The sequence below is a fragment of the Streptomyces sp. NPDC056734 genome, from assembly GCF_042790455.1.
GTDB lineage: Bacteria > Actinomycetota > Actinomycetes > Streptomycetales > Streptomycetaceae > Streptomyces.
Genome location: NZ_JBHTZD010000025.1, coordinates 1 through 23,316, shown reverse-complemented (window position 1 = coordinate 23,316; position 23,316 = coordinate 1). Strand labels below are relative to the sequence as shown.

Annotated in this window: 22 protein-coding genes; 11 read left to right on the top strand and 11 right to left on the bottom strand. The window is 70.3% G+C overall.

The features are described 5' to 3' along the window. Positions 1 to 6 precede the first annotated feature (6 nt). A complete protein-coding gene (locus tag ACFRFC_RS31155) occupies positions 7 to 429 on the top strand; it encodes an NUDIX hydrolase (RefSeq protein ID WP_382683831.1) in 423 nt (140 codons plus the stop codon). 16 nt (positions 430 to 445) lie between these two features. On the opposite strand, the gene ACFRFC_RS31150 is transcribed toward ACFRFC_RS31155, so the two are convergent. Next, the gene (locus tag ACFRFC_RS31150; RefSeq protein ID WP_382683828.1) at positions 446 to 619 is read right to left on the bottom strand and encodes a hypothetical protein; all 174 of its coding nucleotides are present in this window, start codon (positions 617 to 619) and stop codon (positions 446 to 448) included. A gap of 170 nt (positions 620 to 789) precedes the next feature. On the opposite strand from ACFRFC_RS31150, the gene ACFRFC_RS31145 reads away from it, so the two are divergent. After that, on the top strand, positions 790 to 1,650 hold the full coding sequence (locus tag ACFRFC_RS31145; RefSeq protein ID WP_382683825.1) for a hypothetical protein: 861 nt from the start codon (positions 790 to 792) through the stop codon (positions 1,648 to 1,650). A gap of 141 nt (positions 1,651 to 1,791) precedes the next feature. Next, entirely contained in the window at positions 1,792 to 1,971 is a 180-nt protein-coding gene (locus ACFRFC_RS31140; protein WP_382683823.1) for a hypothetical protein, read from the top strand. Positions 1,972 to 2,173: 202 nt separating this feature from the next. Here the strand turns inward: ACFRFC_RS31140 and ACFRFC_RS31135 are convergent, their stop codons facing one another. Further along, on the bottom strand, positions 2,174 to 2,551 hold the full coding sequence (locus tag ACFRFC_RS31135) for a metal-sensitive transcriptional regulator (protein ID WP_382683820.1): 378 nt from the start codon (positions 2,549 to 2,551) through the stop codon (positions 2,174 to 2,176). Positions 2,552 to 2,793: 242 nt separating this feature from the next. Here ACFRFC_RS31135 and ACFRFC_RS31130 point away from each other — a divergent pair, with 242 nt between their 5' ends. Both ACFRFC_RS31130 and ACFRFC_RS31125 read left to right on the top strand, forming a co-directional pair. Beyond that, positions 2,794 to 3,414 carry a DUF47 domain-containing protein gene (locus ACFRFC_RS31130; protein ID WP_020269925.1) on the top strand — a complete coding sequence of 207 codons (621 nt, stop codon included), beginning with the start codon at positions 2,794 to 2,796 and terminating at the stop codon, positions 3,412 to 3,414. Between the two features lie 8 nt (positions 3,415 to 3,422). Next, on the top strand, positions 3,423 to 4,421 hold the full coding sequence (locus tag ACFRFC_RS31125; protein ID WP_382683818.1) for an anion permease: 999 nt from the start codon (positions 3,423 to 3,425) through the stop codon (positions 4,419 to 4,421). Between the two features lie 397 nt (positions 4,422 to 4,818). On the opposite strand, the gene pstB is transcribed toward ACFRFC_RS31125, so the two are convergent. From pstB to ACFRFC_RS31095, 6 genes are all read right to left on the bottom strand, one after another. Continuing rightward, entirely contained in the window at positions 4,819 to 5,595 is a 777-nt protein-coding gene (gene pstB / locus ACFRFC_RS31120; protein WP_382683815.1) for a phosphate ABC transporter ATP-binding protein PstB, read from the bottom strand. Between the two features lie 44 nt (positions 5,596 to 5,639). Next, the gene (gene pstA / locus ACFRFC_RS31115) at positions 5,640 to 6,704 is read right to left on the bottom strand and encodes a phosphate ABC transporter permease PstA (protein ID WP_382683812.1); all 1,065 of its coding nucleotides are present in this window, start codon (positions 6,702 to 6,704) and stop codon (positions 5,640 to 5,642) included. Next, positions 6,701 to 7,708 carry a phosphate ABC transporter permease subunit PstC gene (gene pstC, locus ACFRFC_RS31110; RefSeq protein WP_382683811.1) on the bottom strand — a complete coding sequence of 336 codons (1,008 nt, stop codon included), beginning with the start codon at positions 7,706 to 7,708 and terminating at the stop codon, positions 6,701 to 6,703. Before pstC ends, pstA begins: the two co-directional genes overlap by 4 nt. A 132-nt stretch (positions 7,709 to 7,840) precedes the next feature. Beyond that, positions 7,841 to 8,968, bottom strand: coding sequence for a phosphate ABC transporter substrate-binding protein PstS (gene pstS, locus ACFRFC_RS31105; protein WP_382683808.1), 1,128 nt, complete (start codon positions 8,966 to 8,968; stop codon positions 7,841 to 7,843). Positions 8,969 to 9,476: 508 nt separating this feature from the next. Continuing rightward, on the bottom strand, positions 9,477 to 10,193 hold the full coding sequence (locus ACFRFC_RS31100; RefSeq protein WP_382683805.1) for a phosphatase PAP2 family protein: 717 nt from the start codon (positions 10,191 to 10,193) through the stop codon (positions 9,477 to 9,479). A gap of 264 nt (positions 10,194 to 10,457) precedes the next feature. After that, positions 10,458 to 11,405, bottom strand: coding sequence for an NlpC/P60 family protein (locus tag ACFRFC_RS31095; protein ID WP_382684473.1), 948 nt, complete (start codon positions 11,403 to 11,405; stop codon positions 10,458 to 10,460). Between the two features lie 802 nt (positions 11,406 to 12,207). Here ACFRFC_RS31095 and ACFRFC_RS31090 point away from each other — a divergent pair. The 6 genes from ACFRFC_RS31090 (at position 12,208) to ACFRFC_RS31065 (ending at position 19,604) form a co-directional block, all read left to right on the top strand. Continuing rightward, positions 12,208 to 12,516 (top strand): hypothetical protein, encoded by a 309-nt coding sequence (locus tag ACFRFC_RS31090; protein WP_382683802.1) that lies wholly within the window; start codon positions 12,208 to 12,210, stop codon positions 12,514 to 12,516. A gap of 329 nt (positions 12,517 to 12,845) precedes the next feature. Continuing rightward, on the top strand, positions 12,846 to 13,697 hold the full coding sequence (locus ACFRFC_RS31085; protein ID WP_382683800.1) for a hypothetical protein: 852 nt from the start codon (positions 12,846 to 12,848) through the stop codon (positions 13,695 to 13,697). After that, positions 13,687 to 15,045, top strand: coding sequence for a hypothetical protein (locus ACFRFC_RS31080; protein ID WP_382683797.1), 1,359 nt, complete (start codon positions 13,687 to 13,689; stop codon positions 15,043 to 15,045). The genes ACFRFC_RS31085 and ACFRFC_RS31080 overlap by 11 nt, the downstream gene beginning before the upstream one ends. Then, a complete protein-coding gene (locus tag ACFRFC_RS31075; protein WP_382683795.1) occupies positions 15,042 to 16,598 on the top strand; it encodes an SCO6880 family protein in 1,557 nt (518 codons plus the stop codon). Before ACFRFC_RS31080 ends, ACFRFC_RS31075 begins: the two co-directional genes overlap by 4 nt. Before the next feature lie 8 nt (positions 16,599 to 16,606). After that, entirely contained in the window at positions 16,607 to 18,016 is a 1,410-nt protein-coding gene (locus ACFRFC_RS31070) for an ATP-binding protein (RefSeq protein ID WP_382683793.1), read from the top strand. A 49-nt stretch (positions 18,017 to 18,065) separates the two neighbouring features. Then, the gene (locus tag ACFRFC_RS31065; protein WP_382683791.1) at positions 18,066 to 19,604 is read left to right on the top strand and encodes a type IV secretory system conjugative DNA transfer family protein; all 1,539 of its coding nucleotides are present in this window, start codon (positions 18,066 to 18,068) and stop codon (positions 19,602 to 19,604) included. 11 nt (positions 19,605 to 19,615) lie between these two features. Here ACFRFC_RS31065 and ACFRFC_RS31060 read toward each other — a convergent pair whose 3' ends face one another. The 3 genes from ACFRFC_RS31060 to ACFRFC_RS31050 form a co-directional block, all read right to left on the bottom strand. After that, the gene (locus ACFRFC_RS31060) at positions 19,616 to 19,876 is read right to left on the bottom strand and encodes a hypothetical protein (RefSeq protein ID WP_382683788.1); all 261 of its coding nucleotides are present in this window, start codon (positions 19,874 to 19,876) and stop codon (positions 19,616 to 19,618) included. Between the two features lie 42 nt (positions 19,877 to 19,918). After that, positions 19,919 to 22,306 (bottom strand): ATP-binding protein, encoded by a 2,388-nt coding sequence (locus ACFRFC_RS31055; protein WP_382683785.1) that lies wholly within the window; start codon positions 22,304 to 22,306, stop codon positions 19,919 to 19,921. 260 nt (positions 22,307 to 22,566) lie between these two features. Continuing rightward, positions 22,567 to 23,148 carry a GNAT family N-acetyltransferase gene (locus tag ACFRFC_RS31050; protein ID WP_382683782.1) on the bottom strand — a complete coding sequence of 194 codons (582 nt, stop codon included), beginning with the start codon at positions 23,146 to 23,148 and terminating at the stop codon, positions 22,567 to 22,569. Positions 23,149 to 23,316 lie beyond the last annotated feature (168 nt).

Genomic DNA, 23,316 nt, shown 5'->3' with positions numbered 1-23,316 from the left:
CGGAGAGTGACCACCCTGCACGACACCCCGGTCCTGGCGGCCGGCTGCGTCCTGTGGCGCCGCTCGCCGTCCGACGGCGAACTGCGCGTCTGCCTCGTCCATCGCCCGAAATACGACGATTGGTCGCATCCGAAAGGCAAGCTGAAGCGCGGCGAGGACGCCCTGACCGGCGCACTGCGGGAGGTGGCGGAGGAGACCGGGTACACGGCCGCGCCCGGCACCGAGCTGCCCACCCTGCGCTATCTCGTGGCCGGCCGCCCCAAGGAGGTCCGCTACTGGGCCGCCGAGGCGGTCACCGGCGCCTTCGTCCCCAACCGCGAGGTCGACCGGATCCTGTGGCTCACCCCCGCCGAGGCCCGCACCCGTCTGACCCAGCCCCGGGACGCGGACCTGGTGGACGACGTCGTACGGGCCCTGGAACGCGCCTAGGGCCCGGCCCCGGTCCTCAGCCGTCCCCGCGATGCGTCCGCGCATCCGTCCGGGCCAGGCTGCGCGCCCGCCGCGCGGGGCTGCGCCAGCCGCAACTGCACCGGGCCACGCAGAACGGGCCCTGCTCGACCATGCTGATGCTGTGTTCCGGATCGTCCTGTGGGGCGACGGACCGGTCCTGGGGGGTCACGTCGTCCACCGTACCGAGACGGGGTGAAGAGTGCGTAGGGCGGGCGTCAGGCCGGTGTCAGGCCCCTTGTGCGCCCCGGCGCACGGTCCCCCCGGGTCGCGCGGGCGTGACGGCCCCCGCCTGCCCGTCGTTATCCGGAACGACCGGAACGACACGGCGAGGTCCGGCGGATGGCTGGGGGCAGCGGGATGGAGCGGCGGCAGCGGCACGGCAGGGCGGGCGGGACGGTCGTCGCGGGACTCATGGTCAGTGTCTGCCTGGCCGCCACGGGCTGCGCGGGCGAGCGCCCCGCAGCCGACGACCCCCGTCCCGCCGCCGACCCCGTCCCGGTGCTGCACAGGGCGGCCGACGCCCTGCTCGCCGCGGGCAGCTCCAAGGCCCGTACGTCGATGGAGATGGCCACCGGCGGCACCCGCGTCACCATCCGCGGCGAGGGCGTCTACGACTACACCCGCCAGCTCGGCGAGCTGCGGGTCCGGCTGCCCGAGGACCCGGCGGGCAACGACGGGCGCCGCCCGATCACCGAACTCCTCGCGCCGGGCGCCCTCTTCATGAAGAACCGGGGCGCCGGCGTGCCCGCCGACAAATGGGTCCGGGTGGAGACGGCGACCCTGTCCGACGGCAATCTCGTCACCGGCGGCGCCACCGACCCGTTCGCCGCCGCCGAGGTGCTGCGCGGGACGCGTACGGCGTCCTACGTCGGCCGGACCGAGGTCGAGGGCACGGCGGTACGGCACTACCGGGGCACCGCCGATCTGGCGCTGGCCGCGAAGGGCGCCTCCGAGGGCGGCCGGGACGCGCTGCACGCGGCGGCGAAAGGGTTCGCCACCCCCGAGGTGCCGTTCGAGGTGTTCCTCGACGACGCCGGGCGCATCCGCAAGGTCGAGCACCGCTTCAGCTTCGCGGGCGGACGCGCCACGGGCACGGTCGCGGTCGCCTCGACGACGGTGCTGTACGACTTCGGCACCCCCGTCGACGTACGCCTGCCGAAGAGCGCGGACATCTACGCGGGCAAGATCGCCGAGGACTAGGGTCCGGCCAGGCCGGGCCCTCTAGCGCACGCACGCGCCGGGCGTAAGGGGCGCACAGGGGCGCAAGAACTAGCCCTTCCGTGCCATGCGCGTTGTGTAGACCTGTCCCTACTCTAGGAAGTCGGTGACGGCAGGGACGAGGTGACGCACGTGGCTCCGGTCGGCGGTACGGCAGTTCAGGACCACGTGGCACTCGCCGAGATCGAGCTGTGCGGGGAGCTGATCATCGCCGCCTCGGCGGCGCACGAGGACCGGCTCAGCCTGGAGAGCATCGACGAGGTGCTGCGGGTGGCGGAGGAGCGGGGCGCACAGGGCGACTGAGCCCGCGCGCCGACGAGCCCCTGCGGGCACCGGCTGAGCCCCCTGGAGCCCCCGCGGGCGCCCCGGCACAGCGAGACGGGCGGTCGCTCGCGCGCACCGCCCGCCATTTTCAGCCACACGCCGATCTCGGGATGTCCAGGACATATACGTCACGTCTACGTCAGGTCCACGCCACCCACGTCACTCACATCTCACCGATCACTCAGGTGCGCAGCAGCCGGCCGATCGCCTTCGTCGCCTCCTCGACCTTCGCGTCGATCTCGCCGCCGCCCTTGACGGCCGCGTCGGCCACACAGTGGCGCAGATGCTCCTCCAGCAGTTGCAGCGCGAAGGACTGCAACGCCTTGGTGGAGGCCGAGACCTGGGTGAGTATGTCGATGCAGTAGACGTCCTCGTCGACCATCCGTTGCAGACCGCGGATCTGGCCCTCGATCCGGCGCAGCCGCTTGAGGTGTTCGTCCTTCTGTTTGTGGTAGCCGTGCACCCCGCGGTCGTGGTCCGTGACCGCGACCGCCGCGTCCGCCACGTCCTCCGTGACGGGGACGGAGGGCGCTCCCGCGCCGGCCTCTGTGGTCGTCATCGCGTCCTCCCGCTCCAGACACATACCCCTACTGGGTATATGGTACCGAATTCTCCTGGGTATAGGTGCCTTGGCCAACGCCGTACGGAACACCGCACAGCAGGGCCGGTCCCACCCCTCGTAGCGCCCCCGTGAGGACAAGTCTGCTTTATGGGCGACACTGGGGGACGGCCCATTAGCCGTGGCCGGATGATGCGCCTAGCATCACCCTGACCGAAACCGAAGCACATAGAGGACCCCACGTGCGCTTTCGTCTTACCCCCAGGGAGACGAGCTTCTACGACATGTTCGCCGCTTCTGCGGACAACATCGTCACGGGCTCGAAACTCCTGATGGAACTGCTCGGGGCGGACGCGTCTGCCCGGGCCGAGATCGCGGAGCGCATGCGGGCAGCCGAACACGCCGGTGACGATGCCACACACGCGATCTTCCACCAATTGAACTCCTCGTTCATCACGCCCTTCGACCGCGAGGACATCTACTCCCTCGCGTCTTCCCTCGACGACATCATGGACTTCATGGAGGAGGCAGTCGACCTCGTCGTCCTCTACAACGTCGAGGAACTGCCGAAGGGTGTCGAGCAGCAGATCGAGGTGCTGGCACGGGCCGCGGAACTGACCGCCGAGGCGATGCCCCATCTGCGCACGATGGAAAACCTCACCGAATACTGGATCGAGGTCAACCGCCTGGAGAACCAGGCCGACCAGATCCACCGGAAGCTTCTCGCCCATCTCTTCAACGGCAAGTACGACGCCATCGAGGTGCTCAAGCTGAAGCAGATCGTGGATGTGCTGGAAGAGGCGGCCGACGCCTTCGAGCACGTGGCGAACACGGTGGAGACCATCGCGGTCAAGGAGTCCTGAACCCGGCCATGGACACCTTTGCCCTGGTCGTGACCATTCTGGTCGCGCTGTTCTTCACCTATACCAACGGTTTCCACGACTCGGCGAACGCCATCGCCACCTCCGTCTCCACCCGGGCGCTGACCCCCAAGGCCGCGCTGCTGATGGCCGCGGTGATGAATCTGGCCGGCGCGTTCCTGGGCAGCGGTATCGCCAAGACCGTCTCCGAGGGCCTGATCGAGACGCCCGAGGGCTCGACGGGCATGGGCATCCTGTTCGCCGCGCTGCTCGGCGCGATCACCTGGAACCTGATCACCTGGTACTACGGCCTGCCCTCGTCCTCCTCGCACGCCCTGTTCGGCGGCCTGGTGGGCGCCGCGCTCGCGGGCGGGACGCAGGTGTACTGGAACGGGGTGGTCGACAAGATCATCATCCCCATGTTCATCTCGCCGGTGGTGGGTCTGGTCGTCGGCTATCTGGTGATGACGGCGATCATGTGGATATTCCGGCGTGCCAATCCGCACAAGGCCAAGCGCGGTTTCCGGATCGCCCAGACCGTCTCGGCCGCCGCGATGGCTCTCGGTCATGGCCTCCAGGACGCCCAGAAGACCATGGGCATCGTGGTGATGGCCCTGGTCATCGCCGATGTCGAGGACCAGGGCGACCCGATTCCGATCTGGGTGAAGATCGCCTGCGCGGTGACGCTCTCGCTGGGTACGTACGCCGGTGGCTGGCGGATCATGCGCACACTGGGCCGGAAGATCATCGAACTCGACCCGCCGCAGGGATTCGCCGCCGAGACCACGGGCGCGGCGATCATGTTCACCACGGCGTTCATCTTCAAGGCGCCGATTTCCACGACGCATGTGATCACGTCGGCGATCATGGGCGTCGGCGCGACAAAGCGGGTGAACGCGGTGCGGTGGGGTGTCGCCAAGAACATTGTGCTGGGGTGGTTCATCACGATGCCGGCCGCCGCGCTGGTCGCTGCCGCGAGCTTCGGAATTGTGAAACTGGCGTTCTTGTAGGGGCGGTTGCACGAGTCTCCTACGCGCGGCCTCCGTCGTGGTTACTCGCGCAGTTCCCCGCGCCCCTAAAAGAAACCCGCTGGGGAACCCCTGCTTTTTTGGGGGCGCGGGGAACTGCGCAACCAGCCACAACGCACCCGCACCCGAAGCTCTTAGGGGCGCGGGGAACTGCGCGACCAGCCACGACGCACCCGCACCCGCACCCGCACCCGGCCTGACACCACCCACCTCCTAGGGGCGCGGGGAACTGCGCGACCAGCCACAACGCACCCGCACTCGCCAGACCACCACACCCCCCGCCCCCCTGGGCGCAACGAAACGGGCCCGCCCCCCGCAGGGGACGGGCCCTCTTCGACCTCACGGTGGCACCGCCATGCAGCACCGCGAGGGGCCTGGATCAGCCAAAGCGCCCGGAGATGTAGTCCTCGGTCGCCTGGACGGACGGATTGGAGAAGATCCGCTCGGTGTCGTCTATCTCGATGAGCTTGCCGGGCTGCCCCACCGCCGACAGATTGAAGAACGCCGTCCGGTCGGACACCCGCGCCGCCTGCTGCATGTTGTGCGTCACGATGACAATCGTGAACCGCTCCTTCAGTTCACCGATCAGGTCCTCGATGGCGAGGGTCGAGATCGGGTCGAGAGCCGAGCAGGGCTCGTCCATCAGCAGCACATTGGGCTCGACAGCAATCGCACGGGCGATGCACAGCCGCTGCTGCTGACCACCGGACAGCCCCGAACCCGGCTTGTTCAGCCGGTCCTTGACCTCGTTCCAGAGGTTCGCGCCCTTGAGGGACTTCTCCACGATGCCGTCCAGCTCGGCCTTCTTGTACGAGCCGTTGAGCCGCAGGCCCGCCGCCACGTTGTCGTACACCGACATCGTGGGGAACGGGTTGGGCCGCTGGAAGACCATGCCGACCTCGCGCCGCACGGCCACCGGGTCGATCCCGGCACCGTACAGATTCTCGTCGTCGAGCATGACCTTGCCCTCGACCCGGCCGCCGGATGTCACCTCGTGCATCCGGTTGAGCGTGCGCAGGAACGTGGACTTGCCGCAGCCGGACGGGCCGATGAAGGCCGTGACGGAGCGGGGTTCGACGGTCATCGAGATGTCCTCGATGGCCCGGAAGGAGCCGTAGTAGGCGCTGAGGCCGCTGACATCGATGCGCTTGGCCATGGAAATCACTGCTTCTTTCGGAGATCGGTCGCTTCGTGGCCGCGTCAGCGACCGGTCTTCGGGGCCTTCCAGCGGGCGATGCCGCGGGCCAGCAGGTTCAGGATCATCACGAACGCGATGAGGGTCAGCGAGGCCGCCCAGGCACGGTCGTACGCCGCCTCCGAACCCGCACTGTTCGCGTACTGCTGGTAGATGAACAGCGGCAGCGACGCCTGTGCGCCTTCGAACGGGTTGGCGTTGATGAAGGGATTGCCGAACACCAGCAGCAGCACCGGGGCGGTCTCGCCCGCGATACGGGCGACCGACAGCATGATGCCGGTGGTGATACCGCCGATGGCGGTGGGCAGGACCACCTTCAGGATGGTGCGCCACTTGGGCACGCCCAGCGCCAGCGAGGCCTCGCGCAGCTCGTTGGGTACGAGCTTGAGCATCTCCTCGGTGGAGCGGACGACCACGGGCATCATCAGGATGGCCAGGGCGAGCGAGCCGGCGAAACCGAACGGCTGCATGTCGAAGATCAGCATGATGCTGAGGATGAACAGACCGGCGACGATCGACGGGATGCCCGTCATGACGTCGACGAAGAAGGTGATGGACTTGGCCAGCTTGCCGCGCCCGTACTCCACCAGGTAGATCGCGGTGAAGACACCGATCGGGGCGCCGATCAGGGTGGCGAGGCCGACCTGTTCCAGGCTGCCGAGGATGGCGGCGTACGCACCGCCGCCCACCTCGGTGTCGGCGACCACGCCCATGGAGTGGGTCAGGAAGTAGACGTCGAGGACCTTGACGCCGCGCTTGACGGTCTCCCACACCAGGGAGGCCAGCGGTACCACGGCGAGCAGGAAGGCGACCCAGACCAGCGCGGTCGCGATCCGGTCCTTGGCCTGGCGCCTGCCCTCGACCTTGGTGGCGAGGGCGAAGGTGAGGACGAGGAACAGGATCGCGGCGATCAGGCCCCACTGGATCCGGCTGTCCAGGCCGGCGATCAGCCCGATGCCGATGCCGAGCACCACGGAGGCGCCGGCGATGGCCCAGGGGGACCACTTGGGCAGGCTGCCACCGTGCAGTGAGCCGGGCTTCTTGGCGGTGACGACGGCTGCGTGGCTCATGCGTTGGCCCCCGAGTACTCCTTGCGGCGGGCGATGATCGCGCGGGCCGCGCCGTTGACCAGCAGGGTGATGACGAACAGGACCAGGCCGGAGGCGATCAGCGCGTCCCGGCCGAACGGCGTGGCCTCGCTGAACTTGCTGGCGATGTTCTGGGCGAAGGTGCCGCCGCCCGGGTCGAGCAGGCTGGCCCCGATGGTGAAGCTCGGGGAGAGCACGGTCGCCACGGCCATGGTCTCGCCGAGCGCGCGGCCGAGGCCGAGCATCGACGCGGAGATCACACCGGAGCGGCCGAAGGGCAGCACGGCCATGCGGATGACCTCCCAGCGCGTGGCGCCGAGGGCCAGGGCCGCCTCCTCGTGCATCTGCGGGACCTGCCGGAAGACCTCGCGGCTCACGTTGGTGATGATCGGCAGGATCATGATGGCGAGCAGGATGCCGACGGTGAGCATCGAGCGCGGGGCACCGCCCTGCCACTCGAAGATGCCGGTCCAGCCGAAGAACTGGTCCAGCCAGCCGAACAGGCCGTCCATGTACGGCACCAGGACCAGGGCGCCCCACAGGCCGTACACGATGGACGGCACGGCGGCGAGCAGGTCGATCACATACGCGATGGGGCCGCTCAGCTTGCGCGGGGCGTAGTGGGTGAGGAACAGCGCGATGGCGACGGCGACCGGGACCGCGATGGCCATGGCGATGACCGACGACACCACGGTGCCGAAGGCCAGCACCGCGATACCGAAGACCGGCGGCTGGAGGTTGGCGTTCCACTCGAAGGTGGTGAGGAAGTTGCCCTCGTCCTGGCTGATCGCGATGGACGCGCGCCAGGCGAGGAAGCCGGCGATGGCGGCCATGACGGCGAGCAGCAGAATGCCCGACCCGCGGGTGAGGGCCAGGAAGATGCGGTCCCCGGGGCGGGTGGCGCCGCGGGCGTTGCGTTTCTGCTCGGTGAGGGTGGGCGGTGGGGTGGGGGGAGGCGCGTCGGTGTTCTTCGTCGTTATGTCCATCGGGTTCTCCGGTCTGCGGAACCGTCCCTGATGGGCGGCTCGATGAAGCCGCGATCAGTGAGCGGCTCCGGGCGGCGGTGCACCGGACGGTGCGGCCCGGCCCCGTGGACGGGGGCCGGACCGCACGCTGGGTCAGCTCAGTTCGGAAACGGTGGTACGGACCTTGGCGATGATGTCGGCCGGCATCGGGGCGTAGTCGTTCTCGGCGAGGACCTGCTGGCCCTCCTCGCTCGCGATGTAGGTCAGGAATGCCTTGGTGGCGGGCAGCGTGTCGGCGTTGTTGCCCGCGTCGCAGACGATCTCGTAGGTGACCAGGGTGATCGGGTAGGCGCCGTCGGCCTGGGTGGCGTAGTTCAGCTCCAGGGCCAGGTCCTTGCCGGTGCCGACGACCTTGGCGTCGGCGATGGCCTTGGTGGCACCGTCGACGGAGGCCGGGACCGGGGCGGCGGCACCCGTGTCGACGGAGACGACGGACAGGTCCTTGGCGTAGGACAGCTCCATGTAGCCGATGGCACCGGAGTTCTGCTTCACCTGCTGGGCCATGCCGGACGAACCGGATGCCGCCTGGCCGCCCTCGGCCTGCCAGGCCTTGCCGCCCTCGTACTTCCAGTTGTCGGGGGTGGTCTCGATCAGGTACTTGGTGAAGTTGTCCGTGGTGCCGGAGTCCTCGGAGCGGTGGAACGCCTGGATCTTCAGGTCGGGCAGCGTCGCGTCGGGGTTGAGCTTCGCGATGGCCTCGTCGTTCCAGTTGGTGATCTTGTTGTCGAAGATCTGGGCGAGGGTCGGGGCGTCCAGCACCAGGTTGTCGACACCCGGCACGTTGTAGCCGACCGCGATCGGGCCGCCGACCATCGGCAGGTCGATGCCCTGGCCGCCGGAGCAGACCTCCTTGGACGCCTCGATCTCCTCGGGCGCCAGCGCGGAGTCCGAACCGGCGAAGGCGACGGTGCCCTGGGTGAACGCGGTCACACCGGCGCCGGAGCCACCGCCCTTGTAGTTGATCTGCACACCGGTGCAGGCCTGGGTGAAGTTCTTCACCCAGGCGTCGATGGCGTTCTTCTGCGCGGACGAGCCGTCGGCGAGAATCTGGCCCGAGGCGTCGTCACACTGGATGCTGCCGGCCGCCGCGGCCGACGACGAGCTGCTGTCGCCGCCGCTGCTACCGGTGTCGTCCGTGCCGCACGCCGTGAGGGCCAGGGCGCCGGAGACGGCGAGAGCACCGAGGGAGAGGGCCCGCCGGTTCATGCGCTGAAGCTTCACTTTCGGGAGTTCCTTCCAGGAGCCGCCGTCCTGAATCGGCGGCGTGCGAAGTCTTGGCGATGCGGACGCGAGTTCGAGAGCACCTCACATCGGTAAGGCCGAAATTAGGCAGATCAGGTGAAGGCGCCTATGGCCAGAAGTGAACGGGGAGTGAACCCATATAGACGTTGTGGTTAGGTCACGGAATGCTCACGGGGAGAGCACGTGACGGTTCCGTCCCCCGGGCACCACGACGAAGCAGCGGGCGAAGGGGGAGGTGAGGAGAAAGAGAGGAGAAAGCGGGGAGAAGATGTGAGCGCACATGGCAGTCAAAAGGGACAAATAGCACAGCCCTCGCCGACGCTACACCAGCCCCCACCCCTTGCGATCAGGCGGCGGCGCCCATCCCCCTAAGCGGCGGCGCCCATCCCCCTAAAGGGGCGCGGGGAACTGCGCGGGCAACCACGACGCACCCGCACCAGCCCCCCGCCAACAACCCGAACGGCGCCCCTCACACCCAGGCAAGGCCCTACGCCGCGAGATCCTTCTCCTTGGCCTGCGCATCCGCGTCGGCGTCCCCACCCCGGGACCCCGGAATCACCGTCTCGACCCCCGAGACCCGCCGCCGCACCAGGAACCCCACCCGGGGCGACGCCTCGACCGCCCGCACCACCGGCGTCAGCAGCGCGGTGGCCACCGGCGACAGCAGCAGCGCCACGGCCGTGCCCAGCGCCAGTCCGCCCACCACGTCGGTCGGGTAGTGCACCCCCATGTACACCCGGCAGAACCCCTCGACCAGGGCGACCCCGATCGCGGCCAGCCCGAACCGCCGGTGCGCGACGAAGATCCCCACGGCCAGCGCCATCGCGATCGTCGCGTGATCGCTCACGAACGAGAAGTCGGTCTTGCCGGTGACCAGCACTTCGAGCCCCTGATGGTCCAGGAACGGCCGGCGCCGCTCCACGAACCCCCGTATCGGCACATTGACCAGCACCGCGACCCCGGCCGCGAGCGGCGCCCAGATCAGGGCGGCGACCCCGGAGACCGCCTCCTCCGCGCTCGCCGACCGCCGCCGGAGAGACCACCAGCACCCGAGTCCCAGCAGCACCAACGCGAGCAGGAGTCCGTACTCACCGACATACGCCATGACCTGGTCGAACCAGTGCGGGGCGGACTTGGCCAGGCCATTGATGTCGTACAGCAGCTCGACGTCGGGGTTCGACCCGGATTGCGCGAGTCCAGCCATGTGCAGCGGCCCCTTCGTCGTCTTCTTCGATTTCTCGGTCTTCTACGTTCATCGCAGCGCACGCGCTCCGGCCGCGAGCCGGATACGCACCGCTGTTCCACCCCCGTGGTGTCAGGAACGCACGACCGTTGTCCGTACGTTCCGCCCTCCACCGAATGATCACCCAGACGTTATCGAAGAGAGATACATCATCGCAGCTCAGGGGACAGGTTGACGCTCAGTGCCAACCCGTCAGATCACGGTGGGATCGTGATCGGATCTCCGTCAGATGTCCGTCGGCAGGGCTTCCGCGCCGTCCGCCGTGACCCGGGTCGCCCCGAAGTAGTCCGGGGTGTCGATCGGGTCGAAGCGGATCAGCGCGCCCGTGCGCGGGGCGTCGATCATGTACCCGCCGCCCACATAGATCCCGACATGGCGGATCGCCCGGGAGTCGGTGAGGTCGTCCGAGAAGAACACCAGGTCACCGGGGAGCAGTTCGTCGCGCGACGGATGCGGCCCCGCATTGTACTGGTCATTGGCCACCCGGGGCAGCGTGATCCCGACACTGTCGTACGCCGCCTGCGTCAGCCCCGAGCAGTCGAACCGCCCGTCCTGCGCCGCCGTACCGGTGCCGCCCCACAGATAAGGGGTGCCGATCTTCCCCTGGGCGTAGTGGATGGCCCCGGCCGCCTGCTCGGAAGGATCGACCCGCGTGGTGGGCGCCGCGAAGCTCTCCTCCAGGGAGGTGATGACCTTCACGTAGTTCTCGGTCTCGTCGTACGGCGGGACGCCCCCGTATCTGATGACGGCGTACGCGCCCGCGTTGTAGGCGGCGAGCATGTTGTGGGTGGCGTTGCCCGGCACGTCCTCCACATAACCGGCCAGCGTGCAGTCGTAGGTGGCGGCCGAGGGGATCGCGTCCTGCGGGTCCCACACATCGCGGTCGCCGTCGCCGTCCCCGTCGATCCCGTGGGTGGCCCAGGTGCCGGGGATGAACTGCGCTATCCCCTGCGCCTGCGCCGGGGACTGCGCGGTGGGGTCGAAGCCGCTCTCCTGGTAGAGCTGCGCGGCGAGCAGGGCCGGGTTGATCGCGGGACAGAGATTGCCCCACTGCTGCACCAGCGCCTCGTACGCGGCCGGCACCGAGCCCTTGGCCAGCGCCTTGCCGCTACTGCCGACGCCGCCCGCGACGGTCCCGGCGATCAGATACACGCCGATGACGAGCACCATCATGAAGCTCAGCCCGGCCGCGACCGCGATCCCGCCGCCGATCCACCATTTCCGCACGCCTCAACCCTGCCCCATCCCGGCTCCGTTCAAGGCCCGTTCCGCCCGAGTCGCCGTCGAGTCGCCGTCGAGTCGCCCATTATCCCGGCCTCTTCGCGCCCGCCACAGGGGCCGCGGCCGAGGGACCGTACGAGCACGGCGCGCTCCGGCGCACGGACCCGCGCACAGACCCGCTCACGGAGCACGCACGGACCACGCACGGACCACGCACCGCCCGTGCGCCCACCGTGCGCCCACCGCGCGCAAAGGGTTCGCCATCGAGAACGACCGTCCGCGCGGCCGGCGCACCCCCAACACCCGGCCCCGGTCGCCTTCTGACGCCCCGGCACCGGGCCGACCCACACAATCCAGCCGTTTTTTCAAGGCGGCTCGCCGCACCCGCGATCACCACCGGCGCCCCCCGGATCCCACCCGCATCCCTGACCCCGCGTCATCACACCCCACCCGCCCGGCGATAGCCTGCACCCGCCAGAACATGGGCGCGACCCCTCACCCGGCCGACCGTCACGAACAGTCGCGGACCGTAAAAGGGCTCAACGACGGCACCACACGACAGGTTCCGCTCCCACTTCGTTGCCCGGCGTGACCTGCCGTGATACACAGAGTGACGATACGTGGTATTCGTACGAAACCCGCCAACCGATGACGCCAAGTCGACATACGAGAGCGTCATCGTCGGCGAGAATGATGCCTGAACTCTGCACTCCGCAGGGGAAAGCAGAACAACCCACCAGGGGCGGTGACTTACATGCTCTTTGCGGCCGAAACCGGAGACATCAACACCATCATCGGCGGGATCGCTCCGGACTGGGGCCCCTTCGGCACCCTGGGCAACGAGGCCAGGGTGATGATCGAGGTGGTGATGGCGGTCGCCATCCTCATCTGTCTGGGCATCGCCATCTGGGGCGCGGCCAAGCAGCGCATCGGCGCCACGGCCCTGCGCGACACCTTCAGCGCCGAACAGGGCAAAGGCCTGATCATCGCCGGCCTCACCGGCGTCTTCATCATCGGTTCCCTGGGCACCTTGTTCACGATCGTGTACGGCATGGCCGTGTAGCCCCGCCACCGCGGGGCCCCGCACCCGCAACCCCCCGCGGCACCCGGCCCCACCCGACGCACAGCCAGTCCCCAGGTCCCGTCCGGGCACGCCCGGCCCCCTCCACCCCACCCACCCGTCGTGCCCACCGGCTGAGGTTGCGTTTCCCTGATGTCGAGTCACCACACCGCGCCCGCGCGGCGACCCGCCCGGCTACCGTCGTATCCGGAGCCGTGTCTCCAGCGTCTTCGGCGTCTTCGGCGCATCCGGCACGGCTTCCTCAACCACGGCTTCTTCAACCACGACAACCACGACGGTGACGGCGACCGAGTCGAGGGGGCACACGCGACATGAGCCTCGGGGATGACCAGGGCGGCTACGGCGACTCCACACGCCAGGACGCCTCCGACCAGTACGGCGGCAGCGGCTCCACCCGCACCCGGCTGCCCGAGTCCGGACCCTACGGCGGCGCCCGGCGCACCGGCCGCTCCTCCTCCAGAAGCCTCGTCACCGTCGTCGGCGTGGTCGTCCTGCTGATCGCCGCGATCGCCTTCGCGAACCGTGGAAGCAGCGATTCCACCGACTCCGCCGACAGCGCCGCCCCACCCGACACCGCGGCCACCGCCCCGAGCGGCGCCGACCCGGTCCGGTCCGAGACCAACGGCGTCCCCACCGGCTACGCCCGCAGCGAGCAGGGGGCGCAGAGCGCGGCGGCGAACTTCGCGGTGGCACTGGGGTCGACCAGCATGTTCCACACGGACAGCCGCCACGCCCTGGTCGACGCGCTGTTCACCCCGGAGGCCGCGGCCCGCCTCAAGGGCCCGATGGACCAGGCGTACTCCGCCGGCTTCCTCGGCTCCATGGGCCTCGACGAGAACGGCGATCCGCCCGAGGGCTCCACCTTCGTCTCCCGCGTGGTCCCGATCGGCACCACCACCGAGGAGTACACGGACACCGCCGCCGAGGTCGCCGTCTGGTACCTCGCCCTGACCGGCATGTCCGGCGAGCGCTCCACCGACCCCGTGACCTCCACCTGGCAGACCTGGACCTTCGACCTGCGCTGGACCGGCGGCGACTGGAAGATCACCGAGCACACCCAGACCGACGGCCCCGCCCCGGTCCCCGGCGACGACCGAGCCGCCACCTCCGACGAGATCAGCAAGGCCATCGAGGAGTACGGAGGGTTCACGTATGCGCGGTAACCCGCAGCGCGCGCTCAGGCTCGCCGGCGTCGTGGCGGCCGTACAGACCGCACTGGTCCTGACCGCCACCCGGGCCATGGCCGCACCGCCCACCCCGCCGAACCCGACCACCGACCCCTCCGGCTCGCCCAGCCCCTCCCCGTCCCCCTCGGGCAGCGCGACGGACTGCGACCTGATCTCCGGCGAGGCCCGCGAGTACTGCGAACGCGGCACCGGCACCGACACCACCAGCACCACCCCCGACGCCACCCTCGACCCCCTCACGTCCCTCGCCCAGGGCTGCGCCGACGCCGCCTCCTGGACGGTGAACAAACTCAGCGAGGCCGTGCAGGACACGGCCAACGTGGACTTCACCAACGCCCAGTTCCTCCAGCAGTACGCCGTGGTCTTCGCCGCGTCCACGATCCTCACCCTGCTGCTGTGGCTGCTGGCCGTCGCCAAGCGCGCGGTGCGCGGCGTGCCGTTCGCCACCGCCGTCGGCGAGGCCATCGGGTTCCTGTGGCTGACCGTGCTGGCCTCCGCCTTCACCCCGCTGATCCTCTACACCGTGGTCTCCGCGACCGACGGCATCAGCGAGGTCATGGCCGGCGCCACCGGCGACCAGACCGACGTCTTCTTCGGCAACTTCGCCTCCGCCCTGGAGAAGGGCGAGGACATCGGCGGCGGCCCGATCATGCTGATCGTCGTCTCCATGGTGTCGATCGTCGCCGCCGGAGTGCTCTGGCTGGAGCTGGTCCTGCGCGCCGCCCTGCTCTACGTCGGAGCCCTGCTCGGCACGGTCGTCTACGCCGGACTCGTCGACAAGAACCTGTGGAGCCACGTCCGCCGCTGGGCCGGCATCATGATCGCCGTCATCCTGGTGAAACCGGTCATCGTGATCGTCCTGGGCCTGGCCGGCGCGCTCTCCGCCGACGACGGGCCCGACGCCTTCTCCGCCGTCGTCTCCGGCCTCGCCATCATCCTGCTCGCCATCTTCGCGTCCGCGATGATCTACCGCTTCGTGCCCGGCTTCGGCGACGAACTCGCCGGCTCCCGCAACAACCGGATCATGCAGGGCGCCGAAGGCAAGGCCGCCGCCGTGATCAGCTCCCCGGCCACCCTGGTCGCCCAGGGCATCAAGACCCACAGCACCCGCGCCGACCAGGGCGGCGGCCAGTCCGGCGGCAGCGCCCCCCGTCCGGCCAACCAGGCCGCCGGCGGAGTCGCCGCGCACAGCACCCGGACCCCCTCGGGCGGCGGACCGGCCCCCGCCGCCCCGGCCCCGCGCTCGTCCAACCCGGTGAACTCACCTCACGCAGGCAACACCCGCAACAGCAGCAACAACCGCACGGGAGGTGAAGGGCGTTGACGACCGAGTCCCATCTGTCCCATCCGATGACGCCCCGCCGTACGTATCTCATCGGCCGCGCCCGGCCGAACGCGATCGTCGGCCGCAATCGCGAGACCGGAGAGATCGCGCTGATCATCGCGGGCGCGTTCCTCGGCATGATGTGCGGGCTCCTGGTCCCCGTGCTCTCCCTGCGGATCGTGCTGCTCACGGGCCTGCCCATGATCGCGCTCGCCGTGGTCTACGTGCCCTACAAGCGCCGCACCTTCTACAAGTGGTTCGAGATCAACCGCAGCTACAAACGCAGCCTGCGCGCGGGCACCGCCTACCGCTCCGGCGTGATCGAGGCCGGCACCCGCGTCGACGGCCGCGAGATCGAGATCGGCCCGCCCCCCGGCATCGGCCGCATCACCTGGCTCGCCGCCCCGTTCGGCCCGGACGAGATCGCCGTCCTGCTGCACGCCGACCGCAAGACCGTCACCGCCGCCATCGAGATCGAGGGCCCCGGCGTCGGCCTGCGCGACAGCGAGGACCAGGAAGCCCTCGTCGACCGCTTCGGCACCCTCCTCAAGCACGTGGCCAACGGCGACGGCTTCGTCACCCGCCTCCAGATGCTCGCCCGCACCCTGCCCGCCGACCCCGACGCCCACGCCAAGGACGTCTCCGTACGCGGCGACGAGAAGTCGCCGATCTGGCTCCAGGAGTCCTACGAACAGCTCAGCTCCATGGTCTCCACCAGCAGCGAGCAGCACCGCGCCTACCTCGTGGCCTGTATGCACTACTCCCGCGAACTCGCCGCCGAGGCCCAGGCCATGGCCCGCGCGGCCCGCCCGCGCGGCGGCAAGGCCGACCGCGACGCCGGACTCGCCGTCGTCATGGCCCGTGAGCTGACCGACATCTGCTCCCGGCTCCAGGAGGCCGACATCCGGGTCCGCCAGCCGCTCGGCCAGGGCCGGCTCGCCTCCCTCGTGCACTCCATGTACGACCCGGACCACCCCATCGACCACATCCAGGCCATGACCAAGCGCAACGCCTGGCCGGCCGAGCTGGACGCCATGGAGCCGACCTACCTCCAGGCCAAGACCCGCGAGTCCAGCACCCGCGAGCCCTGGTGCCACGCCACGGCCTGGGTGAAGGAGTGGCCGATGACCCCCGTCGGCGTCAACTTCCTCGCCCCCCTCCTCGTCCACACCCCGGACGTGATCCGCACCGTCGCCGTCACCATGGACCTCGAACCCACCGAGGTCGCCATCGAGCGAATGCTCACCGAGAAGACCAACGACGTCGCCGAGGCATCCCGCGCCGCCAAGATGAACCGCACCGTCGACCCCCGCGACATCGCCGCCCACGACCGGCTCGACCAGCGCGGCGACGACCTCGCCAGCGGCGCTGCCGGCGTCAACCTGGTCGGCTACATCACGGTCTCCTCCCGCTCCCCGGAGGCCCTCAACCGCGACAAGCGGACGATAAGGGCCTCGGCCGGAAAGTCGTATCTGAAGCTGGAGTGGTGCGACCGCGAGCACCACCGGGCCTTTGTGAACACCCTCCCGTTCGCCACCGGCATCCGAAGGTAGGCCCACAGATGCGGGACCCGCTGTCCGTCCTCACCGACGCCTTCACGTCCTTCCTCTTCGGGAAGGTCGAGACCACCCGGCTCCCGGTGCGCACGTCCACGGGCCAGGCCCAGGCGGTCTATCTGCCGACCGCCGCGCCCGGCCTCGGCGACTCCGGCGTGATCATCGGCCGCGAGGTGTACTCCGGCAAGGGCTATATCTACGACCCCTTCCAGCTCTACGGCCAGCAGCTCCCCGCCCCCCACTGGCTGGTCCTGGGCGAGTCCGGCAACGGCAAGTCGGCGCTGGAGAAGACGTACGTCCTGCGCCAGCTCCGCTTCCGGGACCGCCAGGTCGTCGTCCTGGACGCCCAGGGCGAGGACGGCGTCGGCGAATGGAACCTCATCGCCCAGGAGCTGGGAATAACACCCATCCGCCTGGACCCGACAGCCGCCCTGGACATGGGGATCCGCCTCAACCCCCTCGACCCCGCCATCACCACCACCGGCCAGCTCGCCCTGCTCCGCACGATCATCGAGGTGGCCATGGGCCACGGCCTGGACGAACGCTCCGGCTTCGCCCTCAAGGTCGCCCACGCCTACGTCAACGAGACGATCGTGGAACGCCAGCCGGTCCTCACCGACATCGTGGAACAGCTGCGCCACCCCGAACCGGAGTCCGCCGAGGCGATGAACGTCGACATAGACGACGTACGCGCCTGGGGCCTGGACGTCGCCCTGGTGCTGGACCGGCTGGTGGACGGCGACCTGCGCGGCATGTTCGACGGCCCGACCACGGTCGGCATCGACCTCGACGCGCCCCTGATCGTCTTCGACCTCTCCCACATCGACCGCAACTCCATCGCCATGCCCATCCTGATGGCGATCGTCGGCGTGTGGCTGGAGCACACCTGGATCCGCCCCGACCGCAAGAAGCGCATCTTCCTGGTCGAGGAAGCCTGGCACATCATCAACAGCCCGTTCGTGGCGCAGCTCTTCCAGCGCCTGCTGAAGTTCGGGCGCCGCCTCGGTCTGTCCTTCGTCGCCGTGGTCCACCATCTCTCCGACGTGGTGGACGGGGCGGCGGCCAAGGAGGCGGCGGCGATCCTCAAAATGGCGTCCACCCGGACCGTCTACGCCCAGAAAGCGGACGAGGCCCGCGCCACCGGCAAGGTCCTGGGACTCCCCCGCTGGGCCGTGGAGATCATCCCCACCCTCACCCCGGGCATCGCCGTCTGGGACGTCAACGGCAATGTCCAGGTCGTCAAGCATCTGATCAGCGAGAGCGAACGCCCGCTGGTCTTCACCGACCGCGCGATGACCCAGTCCTCCGCCGACTTCGCCGACGACGCCCTGCGCGCCGCCGAACTGGAGGCCGAGGAGCGGGCGGCGGCCTTCGTGGAACAGCACCTCGGCGACTCCGAGTCGACAGTGGCGTAGAGGCAACCGGCAAGGCACGGGCAGGGCACAGGGCAAGGAGGGCGGCGGCGTGCGACGCGACGATCACCGTCAGGACGGCCGGGACGGCCAGGGCGGCATCCCGGACGGCCTGCTGGTCGGCCTGCTCGCGTTCCTGCTCGGCATGACCGTGCTGGTGTGGACGGCGACCGGCCTGGCCGGCCTCTTCACCCACGGCGCCTGGCCCCAGGGCGTGACCTTCGGCCGTACGCCGCTCGCCATACGCCAACTCGTCGCCGAGCCGCACGACATCGCGGGCGCCTGGCCAGACACCCCGGCGGCCCAGCTGACCGGGTACGGCCTGTTCTGGGGCCTGTTCATCGGCCAGCTGATGGTGCTGGTCGTCCTGACCGTGTTCGTCCTCGGCACGACGGCCCGCTGGAAGGCGGGCCGCGACCACAGACGCGCGGACGCACGAGCGGCGGCTACGAAGAAGGCGGCGCCTCCGGCCGAACAGCGCACGTACGACGTCCCCACCCCCAGACCGGCCCCGGAACCGGCACCGGCACCGGCACCGACCCCACCGCTTCATCCCACCCCGACCGGCCCCTCCTTGGACAAGTCCCCCACGGACCATCCGACCGTTGCCGAGCCCACGGTGGACCAGCCGGCCATGGACAAGTCCCTCTGGGAGCAGCCCGTCCGGGACGCCCTCCTCTTCGAACCCCCCGAGCGCCGTCGCACCACCGCCGCCCAGGCCGTCCGCGACGCCGAGGGCGCGGCACTGGTCGTCACCTCCGACCCGGCCCTCTGGCAGGCCACCAAGGACGCCCGCGCCAAACTCGGCCCGGTCCTCCTCTACGACCCCACCCACCGCTGCGACACCCCGGCCCGCCTCCACTGGTCCCCCACCGCGGGCTGCGAGGACAAGGCGACGGCGGCCGAGCGGGCCACCGCGCTGCTCGCGCCGGTCAGACCGACCGCCAAGCTGGACCAGGCCGTCGCCGACACCGCCGAGACCCTGCTGCGCAGTTGTCTGCACGCCGCCGCCCTGGACGGCCGTACGGTCCGCCATGTCCACCGCTGGGCGCAGGGCAACCAGATCCAGGACGCGGTACGCACCCTCCGTACCCACCCGAAGGCGGCGCCCGGCGCGGCGGGCGAACTGGAAGCCGCGCTCACCTCGCACCCCGAACGCCGTGACATAGCTCAGGAGTTGGCGGGACGCGCGCTGTCGTCCCTGTTCACGGTGAATGTCCGGGAGGCGTGCACACCGAATCGAGCCGATGCCCTCGCCCTGGATTCCTTTGTGCACGAAGGGGGCACGCTCTATGTGGTCGGTGAATCCATCGAGGACCCCAGGGCCAATCCCGCCGCGATGCCCCTGCTGACGGCCCTCGTCTCCAGCGTGGTCGAGCGCGGCCGGCACATGGCCGAACGGTCATCCTCCGGTCGCCTCGACCCACCACTGACCCTGGTCCTGGACGACATCGCCGCCGTCGCCCCCATCCCGGGCCTGCCCGCCCTCCTCACCCACGGCACGGACCGCGGCCTGCCCACCCTCGCCCTCCTCCGCTCCCGCGAACAGGCCCGGTCACGCTGGCCGGGGGAGGAACTCCCCGTCCGGTAGAGGCAGTTGCCTCAGGTACGGGGCGGCGGGGCCGGGTTGACGGTGTTGTGATCGCCGGTGATCGCGGTGTGGACGGTGTGCGCGGCGATGGCACGGGTGCCGTCAGCGGTGACCGAGGTGGAAGCGGCCGGCTTCGCGGGCTCCGCCGGGTCCGGCACCTCGGAAGAGCCATCGCCCGACGACACCACCTTGTTGCCATCGCCCACCACGACATGCCCACCAACGCTGCCGCCGATACGGACGGTGTACCGGCCGCCGGAGTTCGATCCCATCGCTTACCCCTCACTCCTCCTCATACGGAAGTCATACGGAGGTCATCCGGTGGAGACCCGGGACCAGGTCTCCGTGGTGCAGCTGAGACAGTCACCCTGCCCCTGTGCGTCGTAGAACTCCGCACCCGAGAGCGAGTAGACGGCGCTCTGCCCGCCGGGCATCAGCTCCACCTCGACGGTCGCGGTGCCGAGCACACTCGCGCAGTCCGCGGCGTCGACGTCGTACAGATTCGCGGTGCCGGTGTAGGTGTCCCCGTAGCCGCTCAGGCCGATGGTCTCGCAACCGGTGCTGAAGCCGTACTCCCCGGTGCCCAGGGCGACGATCTGCACATCCCCACCGGGTGTCGACCAGATGCCGGCCAGGTCGGTGGGGTCGGGTTCCGGCTCGGCGCCGCTGTCGTCGTAGAAGGGCGGCGCCGAGTACGACGGCGTGGGGGCCGCCTGGGAGTCCCCGGTGGCGTCGTCGATGGCGGAGGCCAGACGGGGGCCGAAGACGGCGACGCCGATGACGGCCAGGACGGCCAGGACGGCGAGGGCGATCCCACCGGCACCGGCACCGGCGGTGGTCGTGGCGGCGGCGGTCGTGACGGTGCCTGCAGCGCCGGAACCCGCCGAGGCCGCGGTCGAGCCGTGCGCGGCCGACGTGGCGGCGGAGGCGGGGTCGGGCACCACCGCACCGAGGGCGGCCGGATCGGCCGGGGCGGCGGGCGGCGGCGGAGAAGCCACGGACGCCGAGACGCTTCCCGCGTCCGGGGGCGGCGAGACGACCTGGGCGGCGGTGTCGGGGGCTGGGGGCGCCGGGGACGCTGAGCCCGAAGGCACCAGGTCGGGAGCCACTCCATCCGAAGGCACCACGTCCGGCTGGACTCGGTCCGACCACCCCCCATCAGGCGACATCGCGCCCGAGTCCCCCACCTCCCCCACATCACCCGCCACCCCACCCCCCTGCTCGGGTACCGGCGGCAACGCCTGCTGCAACGCCTCCGCCTGCCCCAGCGCCTCGGTGTCCCCCAGCTCCCGCCAGATCAGTACGGCCTGGTAGAGCAGCGCGGCGGCCAGGACCCGGCGTCCGATGAGGAGGTTGCGGATGGCCTGTTCGCGTGTGAAGTACGCCTCGGCGTCCCGGTCCCCGGCGGCCCGGGAGGTGTCCCGCCCCCGGTCGAGCAGTCGCCCCCAGGCGCCGAAGCGCAGGGAGCGTGCCATGGCCGGGGCGGCGGCACGGGTGACGGCCACCGCCAGTTCGGGGTGTCCGGCCTGCTGGAGCAGGGCCGCGGCACGTTCCAGGGCCTCGCTCACCCGGGCGACGTCGGCCGGGGTGGTGTCGGGCCGGCCCAGCCAGGTGATGAAGTGCCGGGCGATCCGGGTGACGGGCAGGGGCGTCGGCGGCTGCCGCCGGATCTCGGCGACGACCTCGGCGGTACAGCGGTAGGCGCCGTCGTCGGTACCGGTCAGCAGCCCCCGCTCGGCCAGCTCCCGGCAGCGGTCGGCGGCCGAACCGCCGGTGTCGGTGATCGAGCCGATGTGGCCGGGGGCCAGCCCCGCGTCGCCGAACGCGGCGAGCAGTCGTACGACCCTCGTCGACGGGGTGTCCAGGCGACGCAGCAGCACGGGCACGAGCCCGGCGATCTCACCGGGCCGGGGCAGCCGCTGGGCGGCGCCGGACAGCGCGGCGGCGGCAGCCTGGACCAGGCGCAGCGGGATGCCGTCGGTGGCCCGCCAGAGGTCGGCGGCGAGGGGCCGTTCCTCATCCGTCAGCGGGCGCCGCAGGGCACGGGAGAGCAGGTCGAGGGCGGCCTCCTGGCCGAGCCCCCGCACTTCGAGGTGCCCGCCGTCACCGGGGAGCAGGGTGCGCCCGGTCCCGGCCAGCACGAAGACCGCGTCGGGGGCGGTCTCCAGCAGGGCGAGGATCTGGTCACGGCCGAAGTCGGCGTGGTCGAGGTAGACGGTGATCTCCACACCGGCCATCAGGCGGCGCAGATCGGTGTCGCTGGGGGCATAGCCCTGGGTGTCGTAGCCGGCCTCGAAAAGCATCTGGGGCAGATCTCGGGGGTCGCGGCCGACGGCGTCGATGAAGACCACGCCGTCCCGGCCGGGCGGCAGGTGGCGGGCGGCGTGCCGGAGCAGTGCGCTGGTGCCGCTGCCGGGAGGTCCATAGATCTGGACGACGCGGTGCGTGGCGAGGTGGCTCTCCAGCGCGGCGAGTTCGGCGTCCCGGCCGAGCGGTTCCTGCTGGCGGCGGGGCAGCAGCGCGGTGCGCGTACGACGCTCGGGGCGCGGCTGCGCGCCGGGCACGACGACAGTGACCGTGGAGCCGTCGTGGGCGTCCACGACAAGGTTCTGATTGCCGACGACGACATGTCCATGGGCGTCGCCGCCGATGTGGGCCGCGTTGTCGGCCCCCGCGTCGTCGGGTCGGTCTGGTGGGCTCACGGTGGTGTCCCCCGGGTCCGTCAGGCTGGGTGCGTGGAGGATCCTAGGGCCCGAACTCCGGCTCATTCCCAGGTATTCGAAGGACCTCCCCGGAGTCGTGACCCGCCCGTGACACGGGAAGGGGCCCAGAGATGCCGCACCCGCACCTGCGATCCCGGCCCGGAACCCGCCCCGTCAGGGGCGCGGGGAACTACGCGACCAGCCCCCACCCACCCTCACCCGGCGAAAAAAGGCAGCCCCCACCCCAAGCCAGACCCCACTCAGGGCCGCTCCAGCACATACTCCAGCTCAGCCTCCCCCGCTCTCCCCACCACCGGCACCGTCACCCCACTGGGCACGAACCCCACCCGCCGGTACAACGCCCGAGCCCGCCCGTTCTCCTCGTGGACGATCAACCGCACCCGCTCCAGCGCCTGCCGCCAGGCCCAGCTCAGCGCCTCGTCGAAGAGCAGCTCGGTCAGCCCGCACCCACGATGCTCGGGCCGCATGAACACCCCGACCAGATGCCCTTGCCGCCGCTCGACCGGGAACCCGGCCCAGTCCATGGTCCCCGCCTCCTCGATCAGCACGGTCACTGAGCCGACCCATTCCCCGTCCGGCCCCTGCGCGATCACCTGCCGGGCCCCGTCGGCACCCTCGGCCGCGCGCTCCGCCCGCTGCCGCCAGAACGACTCGGGCCGGGCGACAGCCTGCTCGTATGTCTCCAGGAAGGCGAGGTGCGCCACCGGATCCCGCAGCGCGGCCAACCGCAGCTCCTTCAGCGCGGGCCACTCGTCGGCCCGGATGGCCCGGACGACGTACCGCTCTTCGCTGTCGGTCCGCTGATCGGTGTCGGTGCTCATACGGGCCACGGTAGTACCCGGCCACTACGCCCCTCACCTGGAATACTGCCGGCACCTCCGAAACAACCCCGTAAACGCAGAAAACCCCGCATCCGAAGATGCGGGGTTTTCCCAATATTTGTTCGGCGGCGTCCTACTCTCCCACAGGGTCCCCCCTGCAGTACCATC

What these genes read in the sequence shown, in the direction of transcription:
- ACFRFC_RS31145 (WP_382683825.1), top strand. Translation starts at nt 790, where the DNA reads ATGGCTGGGGGCAGCGGGATGGAGCGGCGGCAGCGGCACGGCAGGGCG.
- ACFRFC_RS31135 (WP_382683820.1), bottom strand. Translation starts at nt 2,551, where the DNA reads ATGACGACCACAGAGGCCGGCGCGGGAGCGCCCTCCGTCCCCGTCACG.
- ACFRFC_RS31125 (WP_382683818.1), top strand. Translation starts at nt 3,423, where the DNA reads ATGGACACCTTTGCCCTGGTCGTGACCATTCTGGTCGCGCTGTTCTTC.
- pstB (WP_382683815.1), bottom strand. Translation starts at nt 5,595, where the DNA reads ATGGCCAAGCGCATCGATGTCAGCGGCCTCAGCGCCTACTACGGCTCC.
- pstA (WP_382683812.1), bottom strand. Translation starts at nt 6,704, where the DNA reads ATGAGCCACGCAGCCGTCGTCACCGCCAAGAAGCCCGGCTCACTGCAC.
- pstC (WP_382683811.1), bottom strand. Translation starts at nt 7,708, where the DNA reads ATGGACATAACGACGAAGAACACCGACGCGCCTCCCCCCACCCCACCG.
- ACFRFC_RS31100 (WP_382683805.1), bottom strand. Translation starts at nt 10,193, where the DNA reads ATGGCTGGACTCGCGCAATCCGGGTCGAACCCCGACGTCGAGCTGCTG.
- ACFRFC_RS31095 (WP_382684473.1), bottom strand. Translation starts at nt 11,405, where the DNA reads ATGATGGTGCTCGTCATCGGCGTGTATCTGATCGCCGGGACCGTCGCG.
- ACFRFC_RS31090 (WP_382683802.1), top strand. Translation starts at nt 12,208, where the DNA reads ATGCTCTTTGCGGCCGAAACCGGAGACATCAACACCATCATCGGCGGG.
- ACFRFC_RS31085 (WP_382683800.1), top strand. Translation starts at nt 12,846, where the DNA reads ATGAGCCTCGGGGATGACCAGGGCGGCTACGGCGACTCCACACGCCAG.
- ACFRFC_RS31080 (WP_382683797.1), top strand. Translation starts at nt 13,687, where the DNA reads ATGCGCGGTAACCCGCAGCGCGCGCTCAGGCTCGCCGGCGTCGTGGCG.
- ACFRFC_RS31070 (WP_382683793.1), top strand. Translation starts at nt 16,607, where the DNA reads ATGCGGGACCCGCTGTCCGTCCTCACCGACGCCTTCACGTCCTTCCTC.
- ACFRFC_RS31060 (WP_382683788.1), bottom strand. Translation starts at nt 19,876, where the DNA reads ATGGGATCGAACTCCGGCGGCCGGTACACCGTCCGTATCGGCGGCAGC.
- ACFRFC_RS31050 (WP_382683782.1), bottom strand. Translation starts at nt 23,148, where the DNA reads ATGAGCACCGACACCGATCAGCGGACCGACAGCGAAGAGCGGTACGTC.